The organism is Pseudomonas sp. HP_14, from assembly GCF_055283875.1.
On record NZ_JBTOQI010000041.1, the window covers coordinates 1 to 18,325 of the forward strand.

At 57.3% G+C, this 18,325-nt stretch carries 13 protein-coding genes; 3 read left to right on the top strand and 10 right to left on the bottom strand.

What is annotated here, in order from left to right; genetic code table 11:
- Positions 1 to 274 precede the first annotated feature (274 nt).
- From ycaC to ACYASS_RS19220, 5 genes are all read right to left on the bottom strand, one after another.
- Positions 275 to 904 carry an isochorismate family cysteine hydrolase YcaC gene (ycaC, locus tag ACYASS_RS19200; RefSeq protein WP_122661995.1) on the bottom strand — a complete coding sequence of 210 codons (630 nt, stop codon included), beginning with the start codon at positions 902 to 904 and terminating at the stop codon, positions 275 to 277.
- 52 nt (positions 905 to 956) lie between these two features.
- Positions 957 to 2,795: an amidohydrolase gene (locus ACYASS_RS19205; protein ID WP_463587491.1), complete on the bottom strand. Its 1,839-nt coding sequence runs from the start codon at positions 2,793 to 2,795 to the stop codon at positions 957 to 959.
- 151 nt (positions 2,796 to 2,946) lie between these two features.
- Entirely contained in the window at positions 2,947 to 3,576 is a 630-nt protein-coding gene (locus ACYASS_RS19210; protein WP_463587279.1) for an antibiotic biosynthesis monooxygenase, read from the bottom strand.
- Positions 3,569 to 4,000 (bottom strand): DoxX family protein, encoded by a 432-nt coding sequence (locus ACYASS_RS19215; RefSeq protein WP_463587280.1) that lies wholly within the window; start codon positions 3,998 to 4,000, stop codon positions 3,569 to 3,571. The genes ACYASS_RS19210 and ACYASS_RS19215 overlap by 8 nt, the downstream gene beginning before the upstream one ends.
- 270 nt (positions 4,001 to 4,270) lie before the next feature.
- The gene (locus ACYASS_RS19220; RefSeq protein ID WP_463587281.1) at positions 4,271 to 5,188 is read right to left on the bottom strand and encodes a LysR substrate-binding domain-containing protein; all 918 of its coding nucleotides are present in this window, start codon (positions 5,186 to 5,188) and stop codon (positions 4,271 to 4,273) included.
- Positions 5,189 to 5,559: 371 nt separating this feature from the next.
- Between ACYASS_RS19220 and ACYASS_RS19225 the strand changes: the two genes are divergently transcribed.
- Complete coding sequence (locus ACYASS_RS19225; protein WP_463587282.1) at positions 5,560 to 6,879, top strand: OprD family porin; 1,320 nt, start codon at positions 5,560 to 5,562, stop codon at positions 6,877 to 6,879.
- Here ACYASS_RS19225 and ACYASS_RS19230 read toward each other — a convergent pair whose 3' ends face one another.
- Entirely contained in the window at positions 6,880 to 7,566 is a 687-nt protein-coding gene (locus tag ACYASS_RS19230; RefSeq protein WP_463587283.1) for a helix-turn-helix domain-containing protein, read from the bottom strand.
- A gap of 240 nt (positions 7,567 to 7,806) precedes the next feature.
- On the opposite strand from ACYASS_RS19230, the gene ACYASS_RS19235 reads away from it, so the two are divergent.
- Positions 7,807 to 8,628 (top strand): alpha/beta fold hydrolase, encoded by an 822-nt coding sequence (locus tag ACYASS_RS19235; RefSeq protein WP_243247393.1) that lies wholly within the window; start codon positions 7,807 to 7,809, stop codon positions 8,626 to 8,628.
- A 168-nt stretch (positions 8,629 to 8,796) separates the two neighbouring features.
- On the opposite strand, the gene ACYASS_RS19240 is transcribed toward ACYASS_RS19235, so the two are convergent.
- The 4 genes from ACYASS_RS19240 to ACYASS_RS19255 form a co-directional block, all read right to left on the bottom strand.
- Positions 8,797 to 14,340 carry an AAA family ATPase gene (locus ACYASS_RS19240; protein ID WP_463587284.1) on the bottom strand — a complete coding sequence of 1,848 codons (5,544 nt, stop codon included), beginning with the start codon at positions 14,338 to 14,340 and terminating at the stop codon, positions 8,797 to 8,799.
- Between the two features lie 9 nt (positions 14,341 to 14,349).
- On the bottom strand, positions 14,350 to 14,712 hold the full coding sequence (locus ACYASS_RS19245; protein WP_463587285.1) for a response regulator transcription factor: 363 nt from the start codon (positions 14,710 to 14,712) through the stop codon (positions 14,350 to 14,352).
- A gap of 97 nt (positions 14,713 to 14,809) precedes the next feature.
- On the bottom strand, positions 14,810 to 15,424 hold the full coding sequence (locus ACYASS_RS19250; protein ID WP_463587286.1) for a response regulator transcription factor: 615 nt from the start codon (positions 15,422 to 15,424) through the stop codon (positions 14,810 to 14,812).
- Between the two features lie 24 nt (positions 15,425 to 15,448).
- Entirely contained in the window at positions 15,449 to 17,023 is a 1,575-nt protein-coding gene (locus ACYASS_RS19255; protein ID WP_463587287.1) for an ATP-binding protein, read from the bottom strand.
- 345 nt (positions 17,024 to 17,368) lie between these two features.
- Here ACYASS_RS19255 and ACYASS_RS19260 point away from each other — a divergent pair, with 345 nt between their 5' ends.
- On the top strand, positions 17,369 to 18,274 hold the full coding sequence (locus ACYASS_RS19260) for a LysR family transcriptional regulator (protein WP_463587288.1): 906 nt from the start codon (positions 17,369 to 17,371) through the stop codon (positions 18,272 to 18,274).
- Positions 18,275 to 18,325: the final 51 nt, after the last annotated feature.

The window sequence follows — 18,325 nt, forward strand, 5'->3', positions numbered from 1 at the left end:
CCCCCTCTCTGGGATACCGGGGGGGTGCGCGGGTTTCTTCATCCCAATATGGATCTTCTGAACAACCCTTTTCGCGCCGCCCTGTACGCCCCCCCCCGCTCTCCTCCCACAACTGGCTTTAGCCGAAGAGGTCCGAACAGTCCCTACATCTTTATCGTCAGTAATGCCTCCTTCCCGGCTGAAGCCGGTCTCACGCCGTGAACTGTGGATACCGCATTTACTGCACAAAAAAAGGCGCCCCACCGAGGTGGGGCGCCTTTTTGACCCGCCGAACTTACTTGGCAGTCAGTGCTGTGTAGCTGTTCATCAGGTTGCGGTAGTTAGGAATACGTGGCGACAGCAGGTTCGCCAGGCCTTCCATATCGTTACGCCAGTCAACCTGCAGCTCGCACGCTACGGAGAACCAGTTCACCAGTTGCGCACCGGCAGCCGTCATGCGCGCCCAGGCAGCCTGTTGCACGGTTTCATTGAAAGTGCCCGACGCGTCAGTCACGACAAACACCTCAAAACCTTCAGCCAGCGCCGACAACGTCGGGAACGCAACGCACACGTCGGTCACAACACCGGCGATGATCAGTTGCTTGCGGCCGGTGGCTTTCACTGCCTTGACGAAGTCTTCGTTATCCCAGGCGTTGATCTGGCCTGGACGCGGAATGTACGGTGCGTCCGGGAACAGCTCTTTCAACTCTGGGACCATAGGGCCGTTCGGACCGTTTTCGAAACTGGTAGTCAGAATGGTCGGCAGTTTGAAGAACTTGGCCAGATCAGCCAGTGCCAGCACGTTGTTCTTGAACTCGTTAGGCTGGAAGTCCTGCACCAGCGAGATCAGGCCAGTCTGGTGATCGACCAGCAAAACAACCGCGTCGTCTTTGTTCAAGCGTTTCCATGGGGTAGCAGTACTCATGAGATAACTCCTTCAGGTTTCAGAATGTCAGCGTTGCCGTAATAGCTATTGATCAGAATGCGAAACATGAACAGCCGAATGCGCCCCAGAAACCCTGGAAGTCGCTGACCGGTACGCTGGACATGCGAGCGCGCTCATGGCTGTGGGAATGCACGACACAAGGGCCGCTGCATTGGTGAACCTGCGCCACCAGCGGCGAATTGGGACGCCAGTGACCTGGCACTTTGACTACCGGCGACCAGTCCGGCAGGACCGGGACCTGAGGCGGCGCGAGTTTTTCGAAGTCGCCGCTGCCGTACACCACCTTGCCATCAACAACGGTCAGCACCGATTCGATCCACTTGATCGACTCTTCTTCAACGCTGAAGTAATCCGCCGACAGGGCCACCAGGTCAGCCAGTTGGCCGACTTTGATCATGCCCTTCTTGCCTTGCTCGGAAGAGAACCAGGCGCTGCCGTGAGTGAACAGCTCTAGCGCGGTGTCACGTGACAGGCCTTCTGGATACAGCTCAAGCCCGCCAACCGTACGACCGCTGACCATCCAGTACAGGGACGTCCATGGGTTGTAGCTGGAGACTCGCGTGGCGTCGGTACCGGCACCGACCGGAACGCCCTCGGCCAGCATGCGCTTGATCGGCGGCGTGTGTTCGGCCGCCTTTGAACCGTAACGCTCGACGAAGTACTCGCCCTGGAAAGCCATCCGGTCCTGAATCGCGATACCGCCATTCAGCGCACGGACGCGCTCAATGTTTTTCGGCGTGATGGTTTCGCAGTGGTCGAAGAACCACGGCAGATTGTTGAACGGGATCTCGCGGTTGACCTTCTCGAATACGTCGAGCATCCGCGAAATGGATTCGTCATAGGTGGCGTGCAGGCGGAAGGGCCAGCGATTCTCCACCAGGTGACGGACCACGGGTTCCAGATCCTGCTCCATACCCGCTGGCAGATCAGGGCGTGGCTCCAGGAAGTCTTCGAAGTCTGCCGCCGAGAACGCAAGCATTTCACCGGCGCCGTTGTGACGCAGGAAGTCATCACCCTGATGCAATTTGACCGAACTGGTCCAGTTCTTGAAGTCAGCCAGTTCTTCTTTCGGCTTCTGGGTGAACAGGTTGTAGGCAATGCGCACCGTCAAATGCTTCTCACGGGCCAACTGCTCAATGACGGCGTAATCATCCGGGTAGTTCTGGAAACCACCGCCCGCATCGATGGCACTGGTGACGCCCAAACGATTGAGTTCACGCATGAACTGACGCGTCGAGTTGACCTGATACTCAAGCGGCAGCTTCGGCCCTTTGGCCAGTGTCGAGTACAGAATCATCGCGTTTGGCTTGGCCACCAGCATGCCGGTAGGATCGCCATTGGAGTCGCGAACGATTTCGCCACCCGGCGGGTTTGGCGTATTGCGGGTGTAGCCAGCCACACGCAGTGCGGCACGGTTGAGCAAAGCGCGGTCGTAGAGGTGCAGGACGAAAACCGGGGTATCTGGTGCCGCCTGATTGAGTTCTTCCAGGGTCGGCATGCGTTTTTCAGCAAACTGGAATTCGTTCCAGCCGCCAACTACACGCACCCACTGCGGGGTCGGCGTACGGTCAGCCTGATCCTTGAGCATACGCAACGCGTCCGCCAATGACGGCACGCCTTCCCAGCGCAGTTCGAGGTTGTAGTTCAACCCGCCACGAATCAAGTGCAGGTGGGAGTCGTTGAGGCCCGGGATAACCGTGCGTTTTTGCAGGTCGATGACCTGAGTCGCACTGCCCCGCAGCGCCATGACTTCAGCATCAGTACCGACCGCCACGAAGCGGCCACCACTGATGGCGACGGCGCTGGCCTTGGGTTTTTCACGATCGACAGTATGCAGTTGGCCGTTATAGAGAATCAGTTCGACGTTCATTGCAGTTCCTTCGACAGAGTATTGAGAGGCACCGGCATAGCCAGCGAAGGGGAAAGAGGGAAAGATCGCTGCAGCAGCGCTGAGCAACGTGCTTTTGGCCAGAAAGCGGCGGCGTTCCTGATCGGGGTCTTTATCGTCATTGCTCATCGCATTACTCCACGGGAGGCTGTTTCTGCGCGGCGTTCAGCCAAGGTGCAAACAGCCGGGTTGCGGCGGGCATCATCACGTAGCAAACCAGCAGGACGATGGTCACCGTGACCAATGCAGTGCTCACCACGTAGTTGGCGAGCAGCGGACTCAAAGCGAAAACCGGGCCCCAGATCAATGGGATCAACAGCGTCAGCGGACAGATGACCAGAAAGGTCACGCAGGCTTGTTTCCAGCGCGGCGGCTGCGGCGCGGACGCTTCGGACGCCGGCGTAAACCAGAACTCGTTGTGCGGATTGACTTCGGTCTGATCGCCATCGGCGAGCATCGGATGGGCTTCTTTGACCAACTGGCTACGCTCGTCAGAATCCAGCCAGCGCTGCATGGCATCGGTCGAATGAAAGCGTAGTACGCAGGTAAACAAATGCAGGCCACCCGACTTGCTGCGGATGACGTCGACGCCCAAATGGCCTGGGTATCCGGATGCGATCCCGACAATGCGGCGCAACCACGCTTCGTAATCAGCTTCCATACCCGCGCGAATGCGGTGCTTGATCACCAGCGTCACAACCTCATTGAATGCTGGCTGGCTGACCACGACCGCTTCCTGGGCCAGAGAGTTTGAATCAGGCATAACGAACCACTCCGTTGAAACGTGCGTTAAGCGCGAGCCGTCCTGGCCCGGCGATAAACACAGAGGTAAAAATGATCAGTAGCAACCAGCCGAACTGACCCTGCTCCAGCGTCCACTCCGGGTGGACCACGATCAGGGCAACCAGCAACAAGAACAGAATGGGCAGGCAGGCAAGACGCACGAAGATCCCTGCCGCGATGAGCAACGGGCACAGGACTTCGGCAAAGATCGCGAGAATCAGGGTCAACTGTGCGCCCATGTGGAACGGGTCTTCGATAAGCGTCAGTTGATTGTTGAAATCGAGCAGCTTGGGCAGGCCATGCACGGCCAGAAGAAAAGCAGCGGCGCTGATCCTGAGAAACAGCAGACCGAGGTCGCGGGCCCGGTTCTCAAAGGATAAATTTTCTAATGTCGAATTAATCATCACGCACCCACGAAATTGGGAAATGGCCAAGACAGCGGGCTGCATGTACTGGCCAACTCTGGATTCGATAGTGCCGCGTTAAAGCTAAATGATAATTGAATGCTTGTGCTTTATTGGATCAGCCGTGCACAAAAACACGGCCAGGGATGTTCGAGATAGCGCCCGCCCAATGTGGGAGCCGCGCTTGCTCGCTATATGGCGGGCCGCTATCTGAAGGGACGCGCGTCCAGCCACAGCGCGAGCAAGCTCTGCTCCCACATAGACCGCGCCTCAACTCACGTCAGGGGTCTTGGACATGTGCTGACTGATGCGTGAACGCAACCAGCGTTCGGCGGGATCATTGTCGTGCACCCCGCTCCAGACCATCGACAACTCGGCCGGGACAATCGGGAACGGCGGATCGTCAGCACGTAACGCGCAGCCTTCAACCAGAGCACAGGCAGCGTAATCCGGCACAGTAGCGATCAGTTCGGTCCCTGCCAGCAAGGCACGCAAGCCATTGAACTGCGGCACGCCCAGCACCACTTTGCGGGTGCGCCCTACTTTGGCCAGATCCAGGTCGATATTGCCGGACAGGTCCCCGGAGAACGAAACCATTGCGTGAGGCCGTTCGCAGTACTCGTCGAGCGTCAGCGCGCCAGGGCGAGAATCTCCACGCAGCACCTTGCAATCGATGTCGCGTAACTTCTTGCGTTTGGCATTGGCGGGCAAATCGGTGGTATAGCTGACGCCCACCGAGATCTCTCCCGACGCGAGCAATGCGGGCATCAACAGGTAGTTGGCGCGACGAACCACCACGATGATGCCAGGTGCTTCTTCCCGCAGTTGATGCAGCAAGGGTGGCAGCAGACCGAACTCGGCGTCATCGGACAAGCCGATACGAAATACGTCACAACTGGTTGAAGGATCGAAATCCTTGGCGCGGCTGACCGCACCGGAAATCGTATCCAGCGCAGGCTGGATTTCCTTGAGGATGTCCAGCGCTCGCGCCGTCGGCTCCATGCCGCGACCGCTACGCAATAGCAGCGGGTCGTCAAACAGATCGCGCAAACGAGACAACGCAGCGCTGACTGCGGGCTGCCCCATGAACAGCTTTTCCGCGACCCGAGTCAGATTGCGCTCAAACATCAATGCTTCAAAAATCACCAACAGATTGAGATCGACTCGGCGCAGGTCATTGCGATTCATAGGAAAGGTCCGGATCTGAGGGATGAGAATAGCCAAGGCTTACCTGATGGCAGGTAAGCACGGTTGCTGACGTCCTGCCTTGTAGTTTTGTGCTTTATGTTGCCTGCAATCGCAATTCCCGCAGGACACACCGCCTCCCTGACACCGCGCTGTCGCGCAGCAAACATTGGTGTCTGTAAGAGCTGCCGGAGGCTGCGATCGCGGTGTGTCAGGAGAAATGCATCGCAGCCTTCGGCAGCTCCTACAGAAAATGCATTTCAATCCAGTGGTTTGCATGTTGTTCATCCCATGAAAAAAATTGCGCACACCCAATCAATTCCTCCCGACCCACACCTGCCAGCCTGTGCGCCTCACAGAAAAAGGGCAGGCTCATGCACGTTCGTTTCACACTGGTTGCCGCGCTGGCAATCCTTGGCTCCACCAGAGCGATGACGGTCAGCGCTGAAGAACATGGGTTCGTAGAAGATACGACCCTGAACCTGCTCTCGCGCAACTTCTTTCTACACAACGACTACCGCACCGGCCATAACGGGCAAAGCTATCACCAGGAATGGGCGCAGGGCTTCATCGCCAATCTGAAATCAGGCTTTACCCAGGGAGACGTAGGCGTCGGCATCGATGCTCATGCTTTTTATGGATTGAAACTGGACGGTGGACGCGGGCATGCAGGTGCCGGTCTGCTACCGCTGGACAGCGATGGTCGCGCTGAACACGACTACTCCAGCGGCGGCGCAGCCCTCAAGCTGCACTATTCGAAAACAACGCTGAAGTTTGGCGAGATGGAGGTTGAAACCCCGGTGTTCGACACCGCAGACAAACGCTTGCAACCGGAATACGCCACCGGCTTTTTCCTCGACAGCGAAGAAATTGAAGGCCTGCGAATGGTCGCCGGACACTTCACGGCCTTCAAGAATCAGAACGCCTCCAGCACCCACGACGACTTCGACGGTTACGGGGCAACCACGCGCAATAACAGCATCAGTCTGGCCGGGATCGAGTTTTCAGGTGACGGGCCATTGGGCGGCTCGCTCTACACGTCGCAATTGTCTGACACCTGGCAGCAGTACTACGGCAACCTGCACCTGAATCAAGCGCTTTCAGCCGACAGCTCTTTACTGCTGGATAGCAATGTCTACCGGACTCTGGACAGTGGCAATGCAGATGCCGGATCGATCAACAACACGGCCTTCAGCCTGTCGGCAAAATACCGCTTTGGCAGCCAGGCACTGACGGTTGCGTGGCAGAAAATCGACGGCGACAGCCCTTTCGACTTCGTGGGAGGCGACTCTATTTATCTGGCGAACTCAATCAAATACGCAGACTTCAATGGTGCCCATGAACAATCGTGGCAAGCACGATACGACCTGGATTTCGCGACGCTGGGAGTACCAGGGCTTAAATTCATGACCCGTTACGTCACCGGTGACAAAATCGACGGTACTCACGCCGCTCAAGGCGGGACCTATAACCCGTTCGACAGTGATACCGGGCGTTACCAGCCCATTCAGGGCAAAGGCGGTCGACACTGGGAACGCGATATTGACCTCAAATACACCGTACAGTCGGGACCGGCCAAAGACCTGTCGCTGAACGTTTCCCATGTCTCTCATCGAGCCAATACGGCGCAGGCCGGGGACGATATCGATCGGCTCTATCTGGTTATCGAATACCCGCTGGACCTTCTCAACTGATCAACCCGCCTGACGGCCTTGCGTAGACAGGGAGCGTCTCCAGTTGAAAGGCGTCAGGCCTGTGACCCGGGTGAACACACGAGTGAAATGAGACTGATCGGCGAAACCACAGTCAAGGCTGATACGCGAGATGGAAATACTGGTCTCGGTCAACAATGCCTTTGCCTTGTCGAGGCGGACTTGCAGGAACCAGTCCCGTGGAGAAAAACCGGTGTTTTTCTTGAATGCCCGGGAAAAATGGCTGCGTGACAACGAACACTCGGTAGCGATCTGAGCAATGGACAGCCCGCGATCCATATGGCTGGACATCATTTCCTTGGCACGTCGCTCCTGCCAGGGTGACAGGGCGACTTTCTCGCAAGGTTGCGGCGCAGCCTTGGGTGTTTCAAAGCGCGTGGACAAATGCGAACAAAGCACCAGCATCGCACGCTCGACAGAGTCGTCATGATGAGCCTGACGGTCGCGCAGAGCTGGCAGCAGCGAGCAAATCAATCGGTAAGCCAGCGGATCAATGCCCGGGGTTGTAACGCTGCTTTCCAGCAGTTTCAGACTCGCTTCGCGGGTGGCGTCAACCGATGCAGACTTCATCAGCTCCTCTACAGCGCAAGACAAGGTGTCGAAAGATGGAACCTGACTGACCGCAGCTTGTTCGATATGACGGATGGATAACGGGCTGATCGCATTCATTACAGACTCTCCTGCTCAGAGGTGTATGGCAGGGATCGAGTCTGGTGATGGCGACCCTTAAAGTCCTTTGCAAAACATTAAACGTTCTGAAGCGCAGGTTAATCCGCATCACCTTGAACATCAGGCTCACAGGCAGGTTAAGAACGTTTCAGGCGATGCCAAAGACTTGAACGGCATCGAAGCCTAACGTGAGGGCTCAGCTTGTAAACCTTTGTTCAAGCCCCACCCCCGGAGAAGATCATGCCTACGATTACCACGACTGACGGCACCCAGATTTACTACAAGGATTGGGGCAGCGGCCAGCCCATCGTTCTGTGTCACGGTTGGCCGTTAAATGCCGACATGTGGGAATACCAGATGAACTTTCTGGCCGAAAACGGCTTTCGGGTCATCGCTCATGACCGTCGTGGATTCGGCCGTTCCAGCCAGCCATGGACAGGTTATGACTACGACACCTTCGCTGACGATTTGCAGGCGCTGATCACTTCGCTGAACCTCACCGACGTGACGCTGGTAGGCTTCTCGATGGGCGGTGGCGAGGTTGCGCGTTACATCGGCCGTCATGGCAGCGAGCGCGTTTCCAAAGCAGTGCTGGTGAGCGCGGTCACGCCATTGATGATTCGTCGCGAAGATCACCCGGAAGGCATGGACCCGGCTATTTTTGACGGTATCCGCTCGGGCGTACTGAATGACCGTGCAGCATTCCTTGATGCTTTTGGCCCGATCTTCACGGGCAGTGATCAACCGGGTTCTTCGGTAGGCAAGCCCATGCTGGACTGGACGCAGGGCATGGCGCTGCAAGCCGGCATCAAAGGCACTCTGGACTGTGTCGGGGCATTCTCGGAAACTGACTTCCGTCCAGATCTGGCGAAGTTTGATGTGCCGACGCTGGTCATTCACGGGGACGGCGATGCAGTGGTCAATTTCGACGTCACCGGTAAAGCGGCAGCCGCGCTGATCCCGGGCGCGCAACTCAAGGTCTATCCTGGCGCACCGCACGCGGTGTACTTCACGCACAAGGATGAGTTGAACAAGGATTTGCTGGAGTTTGCGCGGGGTTGAATCAGCCAGGATCAGCTCATCAAAAAAATATAACGACCTGATTCGGGATGCTTTTCTGTAAGAGCTCACGAGCATCGCGGCCTAGCGGTGCTTATGCGCTCCTACAGGCCCAAACTTTGCTGCGCGACAACGCGGCGGCCGCATTCCACTGATACAGGCGCTCAGGTCTCATTGCCCTTGCCTCACCACCGGCAAGGTAAACACAAACACCGCCCCGCTCGACCGTCCGGAAAACGCACGCAGCATCCCGCCATGGGCGTCGATGATTGACCTGCAGATCGCCAGCCCCATGCCCATGCCTTTTTCCTTGGTGGTGAAAAATGCATCGAACAACCGCTCCAGGTGCACCGGATCAATCCCGAAGCCATTGTCCTGAACACTGACTACAACGTACTCACCCGCCACGGTATCGCAACTGATCGCCAGTCGCCGCGGCCGGTCATGCAGATCGCTCATAGCATCCACAGCATTCATGATCAGATTCAGGATCACTTGCTGCAACTGCACGGCATCCCCTTCCACCTGCAACTGAGGTTCACTGACCGCCTTGTAGAGCAATACCTGACGCTGCTCAATCTCGCTGGCAGTCAACAACACGACCTGTCGAATCACTTCGTCGATGTACAACGGCTCACGATTGAGCGGGGCTTGCCTGGCCAGCGACTGCAACGCGCGCACAATATCAGCAGCACGCTTGCCATCATTGACGATGTCTCGCAGCCCGGCCAGCGCCTCGTCGACCACCGGCACATCCCGGCTCAACCAGCGCATGCTGGCACTGGCATTGGAAACAATCGACGCCAGCGGCTGATTGATTTCATGAGCGATCGACGCCGCCAATTCACCCATGGTCGTCGCCTGAGACACCCTGCCCAATTCCGCACGGGCAGTACGCAAAGCGGTTTCAGTATTCTTGCGCTCGGTAACATCGCTGACCACACCGACAAAAAACTGATCACCGTCGGGCTCTCCGAGCAGTTCAAGGTGACGAACCGCGCCATCAGGCCTGACAATCCGGAACGTGTGCTCAAACGCACTGGAACTGCGCAATGCCCGCGACAACATCGACGAGAAGGCTTGCAGGTCTTCGGCGTGAATCATCGGTTCCAGTTCGGGCAGTGAGGGCGCAGTGGCACTCACCGGCAGCCCCCAGACCGCAAACAACTCGTCGGACCATTGCGCCTCGTCGATAACCGGATCCCAGCGAAAACTGCCCGACTGGCTGATACGCTGACCCAATGCAAGCGTTGCCTTACTGGTTCGCAGCGCGGCTTCAATTTCCTTGCGACGACTGTTTTCCTCCAGCAACTCGGCATACAAACGAGCATTTTCCAGCGAGATGGCGGCCTGTCCGGCAAGCAGTTCCAGGACCGCAGTACGACTGGCAGTGAAGACACCCGGCGCCAGGTTGTTTTCCAGATACAGCACCCCCACCACCTCGCCCTGCGTGACCAGAGGCAGGCACAGCACAGAGCGTATGAGGCGATCCCGGAAGTACTCGTCTTCGCTAAAGGCATGCGGCTGCATGGCGTTGTCCAGCACGATCAGCTGTCGGGTGCGCATGACGGTATAAAGCATCGACAGCGGCAGATCCCTGCCAGTTGGCATCATCACGGACAAATCGATGTCGATGCCCGACTCATTGGCTTTACCAGTGGCTCTGACCTGTGGCGCATCGTCGTTGACGAGCAGCAACAGTGCCTGCTGCGCCCCTGCATGAACAACCGTGTGTGTCAGCAGGATGCCGATCAGCCGGTCCAGAACGATCTCGCCGGACAACGCCTGAGACGCCTTCATGACCGAGACCAGGTCCAGTGACTCCTGCCCCACAGAAATACTGATCGAAGGCCGCGACAAAGATGCCTGCGCCCGGAGAATGCCACCGCGCGCTTCGAGGCCCGCCACTTTGCCCGGCGCTCCCCAGCGGTGATAGCAGTCACGCGCATTGCGGTAATGACTGCGTGCAGAGGTGTAAAGCCCGCGAACATGATGAAATTCGCCTGCCAACTCATGGGCCAGCGCCTGCACATGGACAAAGCCGCCGTTGGCTGCGGCGGTGATCGCCTCTTCATAGAGCGTCATTGCGGCAAAATCATTCCCCTGCACACGGGCCTTTTCCGCTCGCACCAACAAGGCCTTGTCCTTGAAGTTCTGCGGGTTGAGGGCCGCCCAGCGCTCAAGTTTCTCCAAGTGCGGTGCCATGCGGTCGAGCACTCCCTCGGCGCCCTCCCCATTACGACAACCCGCAGCCAGATTCAATGCGCTGAAAAAATGCAGGTCGAACAGATGAATATGCGCAGGTGTCGACCACGCAAGGTTACTCGCCTTTTCCAGGCACTCCGCCGAACCGACGAAGTCGCGATAGATGTATCTGGAGATGCCTTCGAACAACCACCACCAGAATGCTACGGGCGTCATGGCGCTGTCGCGGGCGCTGGCCAGTCCGCCAGGGATTGAGTCGCGGCCCTGACGCAGGGCGCCAATGAAACCGGCGAAGGTCATTAACGCATCTTCCACATCCCGAAAACGCACGCGCCGTGCGAAGTCCAGGCCTCTCTCGATTTCTTCTTCAATTTTTTCGAGGTACTCGCCCATCACCAGCAGGTTTGACACGACATGCACAGAGGCATAGCAACTCATGGTCAGGTTGCCCGCGTTATAACTGCTGGCAAATGCTGATCTGGCGTAGCCCAGCGCATGCTCCAGTGGCTGGGTCCAGACACTGACCTGATCCAGGGCAACCAGCGTTGCGCTTTCGGAGCTGGCATAGCCGTGACGCAAAACCAGTGTCCGTGCCAATTGCGCATACGCCGCAGCGTCTTCATAAACTCCGTACTGGTAAGCCAGCGCCACGCCGAACCATCCAAGACCATGGGTCGCAGCCGGACAGACGCCATACTCGAGGGATAACAGGACCATCTCGCACGTCAGAACAAACAGCAGGTCATCGTCGATAAACGAAGCCGGGGCGATCATGCTCGCCATCAGGCCCATGGCAGCCTCATAGGACACGTTGCGCATTTCAGGCAAGTCAGCCAGCGAGCTGATCTGCCGGGTACCCAGCACGTCCAGCAAAAATCGATAACGCTGCTCGACTTCCCGATCATCGATCTGCGCCGGGATATGAATGCCAAACATCCGTAGACCTTCACCCGCCGTCCTCACTGCGTCCTGATAACTGCAGGTCAGCATCTGCAGTTCGACTTTCAGGCCGTAAACTTCTGCGCGAGGTACATGGGACTGAACCTGACAGAGCAACTCGTCGATAATCTGACTCGCCCGCTCAAACTGTCCATCCAGAATCAGGCACTGGGCGTGCACCATGCCCAGCTCGCGACTGAGTTCGGCATCGTCCTGCCAGCGCCAGTCAACGATCAATGATCTGGCCGTCAGCAGATACCCCAAGGCAGACTGAATCGCCGCAGACTCCATGGCCTGTTGTGCTGCCTGTACCAACAAAGCGCAGAACAGACGACGCTCGGTATCATCCAACGGCTCCAGCTGTATGCGCTGCAAATGACCGGTAATACGGAATATCTGATCCGCACGCCCCTTGCCCTCAAGGCCGGCGATCAACAGGCGGGCAATGCGTGCATGTTCAGAAGGCCTTGCAGCCAGAGGCGTCAGCTCATAAGCCGACTCCTGCACGCGATCATGGTAGAACGCAAACCCCTGGTGATCCTCAACCACCAGGCCGGCCTCTATGGCGGGGTTCAGGTCGGCGCGCAGAGCGGCCTCATCTGCATGGCTTATCCGAGCCAGAGTCCACAAGTCGACGCTTGAACCCACGCAGGCCATCTGACCAAGCACACGCCGTGTCTGCGCAGGAAGACGAGCAATCCGGACCACCATCAGGTCGATGACGTTCTCGGCATGTCGATGATCGCGAATACCCTCCTCACTCCAGCTCCACCGGCTGGCCCGAGAGTCAAAGCGGATCAGTTGCTCCTCCAGCAAAGTACGCAACAACTGGCCAACGAAAAATGGATTACCGCCGGTTTTTTCGTGAATCAGCTCCGCTAACGGCGTTATCTGTGCAGCCTCAGCGTCCAGGGTCAAACCAACCCACTGCGCGACTGCATCCAGATCCAGTGCGCCTACGTGAATCTCTGTACGCCTCGCAGGCGCCCGGCGCAACAAGCTGATGAAGTCGCCTAACAGGGAAGGATCACCGGCCTGACCGTCGCGGTAGGCAAGTATCAAAAGAATGTTTCGGTATTGCCCGGAACTGAACGACGAGATAAACGACAGGGTCGCGTCGTCAAGCCACTGCAGGTCATCGAAGAACAACACCAACGGCCGCTCGGGACTGACAAAACTGTTCAGAAAGCGCTGCAGCACGTAATGGAATAAATGCTTGGTTTCATTGGCGGGCAAATCCGGCCCTGGCGCCTGCGGCCCAAGAATGAACTCGATCTCGGGCACCAGATTTGCGATTAGACGACCATGCCCGGCAACCGCGAGCGCCAGTTTGTCACGCCACAGCTGCAACTCCTCCGTCGTCTCCCCCAGCACGCGCATGATCAGTGAACGCAATGCCTGGGCCAGAGAAGCGTAAGGGCCATTGTGCGCCGTCTGGTCAAACTTTCCGGACGCAAATAACACCCGACTCAGGGCAAGATCCTGATGCAACTGACGAACCAGAGTGGATTTACCAGCGCCGGTTTGCCCTGAAAGCAGCACTATTTCGCACAGTCCCGACTCGGCTACCCGGCTAAACGTCGCGTGCAGCGCCTGGTGCTCAACGGGCCGCGTCAGCAAGACGTGCGCTTCACTGCCTTGTTGTCGGCGGTCCTTACCGGCAGGCTCAAACGCAGCGATATGCTGGAACTCACTCCACTGCGTCAGGCACTTGCGCAAGTCAGCCTCAAGGCTGCACGCCGTTTGATAGCGATCCGCAGGGTTCTTGGCAATCAGTTGCTCAATCACCTGACACAGTGGCACGGGAATCGAGTTACGGAATTGCCGCGGGGACGGCGGCTGACGAGCCACATGACAATACACCCACTCAACCGCGTCACTGGCTTCAAAGGGCAATCTGCCGGTCAGCAGCTCATAGAACGTCATGCCTAATGAATAAAGGTCGCTACGCTGATCCGCCTGCTGCCCGACACGTCCCGCCTGCTCGGGAGACATGTAGGCCAGCGTTCCGCAGATGGCATCGTCGACACTTGCAGAAGTGCCGGAGTGGACCTCGGTACTGACGCCAAACCCCGTGAGCCGCACGATGCCATCGGCGCCCTGAATCAGATTGCTCGGTTTGATATCTCTGTGCAGCAGGCCGTTACCATGAGCTTGCCCAACAGCCCGGGCTGCGCCCAGTGCAAGGCGCAGGAAGCGATCAATGGAGATTTTGCCGTCAGCGAGCTCATGCAGCGCCTGACCGCCAGGGTCATCACAGACCAGCAGCGGACCTTCGGCAGTATGCAGCACAGCTTGCGGGACCAATGCCCACTGCGGCTCAAGCCGGGACGACAGGAAAAACTCGTGCTCGATACGTCGCTGACTGCTCTCCACCTGACGCGCCGAGGAGCGAAAAATCAGCCACTGGCGGTAGCAGCCCTGCACATGGACGCGATAACGATCAATTTCTCCGTCGACAAAGAGCAAGTCCCAGGACAAAAGCGACAGCCACTGCGGCGTGTAGCCTTCGGCTTGTGAATCGGCCTTGACCTGAACGCTGGGGCCTGGCGCTGCCCGGATGCTACTCATAAAAGACCTTTACTGGTGTTCAAGTGCCCGCTTTATCGCATCGAGTAACGCATCTTCCGAGAAAGGCTTGCGCAAGAATCCCAAAGCGCCGGCGTCGAGTGTTCGACGAATGGTGCCCTCATCATCCTGGGCAGACATGCAAAACACCGCGACGGAGTTACCCGCAGTTTTCAACTGCTGAAGCACCTCCAGCCCTTGCATACCTTTCATCATCAAATCGAGAAATACGCAATCTGCTTCATCAATTGTCGAAGAAGCCAGAAACTCCTCGCCCGATGCAAAGCCCACAGAGGCATACCCCAAAGACTTGAGAAGATTACCAAGACCGTTTCGCACGGAAGCGTCGTCATCAACAACGCAGATGAGGATCATAAGCTCAACTTCATGACAGTAAAAGTAATAGAAACAGAGACTACGCCAATCGTCCAAAGTGGGTGATTGACTCTATGTATAATTGTGCTGTTATCAGTCAACTCACCAGACTTAATTGTTCGTGCATCTTGACCAGGTCAATCAAGGTGCGCGCCTTCATCTTCGTCATAATGTGCCGTTTATGAACTTTCACCGTGATTTCACTGGTGCCCAGATCGCTGGCAATCTGTTTGTTCATCTTGCCGGTTACCAGCAGCGTCATCACTTCCCGCTCGCGCGGTGTCAGGGTATCGAACCGGCGCCTGACGCTTTCGACATGCAGGCGACTGACCAGATCGCCTTCGTCGTGCTCAAGCGCCTGACGCACAACCATCAGTAAATGGTCCGGCTCGAAGGGCTTGGTCAGGAACTCGTGCGCCCCTGCCTTGATGGCCTTTACCGACATCGGAATAGTGCCAAAACCAGTCATGAAAATAATCGGAAAACGATGGCCTCGCCGCAGCAGCTCCTCTTGCACATCAAAACCGCTGGACGTCGCAAGATTGACATCCAGTAGCAAGCACGTCGGCTGATCCTCAAAACGTTGCTGGAGAAACTCCTGGGCACTGGCAAAACACTCGGTATTGATGTCGGCAGAATGCAGCAGGCGAGCCAACGACGTGCGAATCGCACACTCATCGTCGACTACATAAACCTTGGGTGTTGCGCTCATATACAGATTTTCCGAAGCTTGATGCTATTGGCTTGTCGCCAGAATTCGTTGGTGATTGCGATGAAAATAGTCTGACTCGTGCTGACTGTGGGGCGCCCCCCAGGACGCAATCACCGGCATCGATACGGGACGCTCAGTGCTTTCCAGCTGTTCAGCACTCTGTCCGACGCCCCGCAGTGAAACATTGTCGCCGGACAGCTTGCCAACTGCTTCCCTGAGCCAGCTGCGGGTAACGCGTAACAGCCGGTAAAACCGGAAGGGTCCTTCGGCCACCACCAGCAACAAGGACTTCTGCGCCAGACTCACGATGCAGTCCATCACTCGCCCTTTTGGCAACACTGAGGTCTGGGCCATTTCGCACGCCTGGGCAAGGGTAAAACGCCCCTCCAGTCGCCCCAGGCGCTCTAGTACCGCACATTCGTCCGGGCTGAGCAAACGATAGCTCCACTCCATGGATGCCACCAGTGACTGATGCCGATCCGGCGCACTGCGCAGACCACCGGACAATAAATGCGGGGTAAGTTGCAGACTTTGTACCAGCTCAAACAACCCCAGAGTGGCCGCCCTGGCAGCAGCCATCTCCAGCGCCAGCGGGATACCGTCCAGTTGCCGACATGTCTGCGCGATCAACTCAACACTCTGCTCATCCAGCGTCTGGAGGTGTTCAGCAGGGAAAAAGCAATCCAGGGCGCGCAGGCGAGTCATGAACAATTGTGCTGAGCTGCTTTGCAGGATGACTTCCCGACCAGCGCCCTGCTCCGGAATATCCAGAGGCCTCACGCTGAGTGTACGTTCGCCACCAATTCGCAGTGGCTCACGACTGGTGATGAGGATGCGTAACGATGGACAACTGCGCAGCAAATGCTCACTGACCGCCGCAACCGCTTCGATCAGGTGCTCGCAATTATCCAGAATGACCAGGCGGTTCTGCTGATCCAGGCACTCGACAATGGATTCAATCAGCGGCTGCCCGGGCAACACCACCAGATCCAGCGCAAAGGCCAGGGACTCAACGATACGCTCAGGGCTGACCACCTGCGCCAGCGGCACAAAGCAGACGTGCAGGCTTTCCGTCAGGGACAAGTGGTGAGCCACCGCAACCGCCAGCGACGTTTTGCCAATCCCTCCCGAACCTACCAGGCTCACCAACGGATCACCCAGCAATGCCTCGCAGACTTCTTCCAGTGCCTGTTCGCGCCCGATCAATGCCACGTCATGAGGCAAATCACTTTTACGCAGCATCGCGCCACCGAAGCCATTGCCGCAGGGTGCATCCGCATGATCTGTCGCAGATGCAAGCGCAGAATCATCCTCACCACCCACCAGCATGTAACCACGGCCGGGAATGGTCCGGATCAGATCGCGGTCTTCACCCAGGGCTTTGCGCAGCGCTGACACGTGCACCTGCAAGTTGTTTTCTTCGACCACGGTATCTGGCCAGACCCGCTGAAGAATGTCGTCTTTGCTGACCAGTCGGCCCGGACAGGAGATCAACAGCTCCAGAATATCGAACGCACGAGTGCCTACCCGCAGCGGTACGCCGTTTCTGAACACTTCTCTTAATTCAAGAGAGACGCTGGCTTGACCGAGACTGATCATTTTTATTCACGCTGTCCGTCGTGTGTCGGTAAGTATCCGGCGCAGGGATCAATCGCGATCAACGGGAATTTATCACTGGCGGCTCAGCGTATGTAAGCAGCTAATTCATTCTACCGATACTATCTATAAGGATAGGAACCAGACTAAATCAATAAACTTTAGTTGCGACTAAGCACAATCATACAAGTGTATGGGTTGAACTTGCACATGAAGCACTATCATAGTAGCCATCCGCTATAAAATGTAACAACTGAGCAGACCTGAGAACTTGTATGTCTGTGCCCTTATCAAGATCGCGATAATGTCCTTACTATTACCTGACTGCCGATTTCCGCTGGAGCGTCGATGGACAAGTTGTCAGCATTGAAAATGTTCGTCGAGGCCGTAGACGCCAAGGGCTTTTCCGCTGCGGCACGCAAGCTCGACCTCGCGACCTCTTCGGTCACCCGTATGGTCGATGCACTGGAGACAGAGCTCGGGGCCGTGCTGCTCAATCGCTCGACGCGCCAGGTCACCCTGACCGAAGCTGGCGCCCTTTATTATCAGAAAGCCCGCAAGATCCTTGAGGATGTAGCCGATGCCGACGCACAGATCATGGATCGCGGCGACGAGCCGGTGGGGCAATTACGAGTCTGCGTGCCGGTCGAGTTCGGACGACGTCTTATAGCTCCGCATCTGGGGCGTTTTCTGGCCCGCCATCCGCATCTGGAACTGGACTTCAACCTCAGCGATGACCTGGACGACCTGCTGAGTGGGCGTTATGACGTGGCGATTCGTCTGGGCGCAGCCGCCCCCACTGATGAGCTGGTGTGCCGCAAGATCGGCGAGTTCAGCCGCTGGGTCGTCGCGAGCCCGGAATATCTGGCTGTAAACGGCCACCCCGGCAAACCTGACGACCTGCTTGAGCATGACTGCCTGCGCTTCAGTTACGCCGCCCACCGACAAGTCTGGAGCTTCTTGCGCGACGGCGAAGCCCGGCAGGTCGAGGTCAAGGGTCGCCTGAAAAGCAGTAATGCCGATGTGCTGCGCAAGGCAGCTCTGGCGGGTGCAGGGGTGGCTTTACTGGCCGACTGGCTGGTGAGCGCCGACGTAGAACAAGGCACGCTGACCCGCGTACTCAGCGACTATGAAATCAACCCGGACCGTGCCCACTCAGCCATCAATGCGCTGTATTTACCCAACCATCGTGGTTCCCGGCGGGTAAATAGCTTCATCAACTTCCTCACAGAAGTCTTGGGTACGACGCAATGAACATACCGCGGTGCTTTTTGCGCAACGCTGTGTTGCGCAAGCCAGCGATTC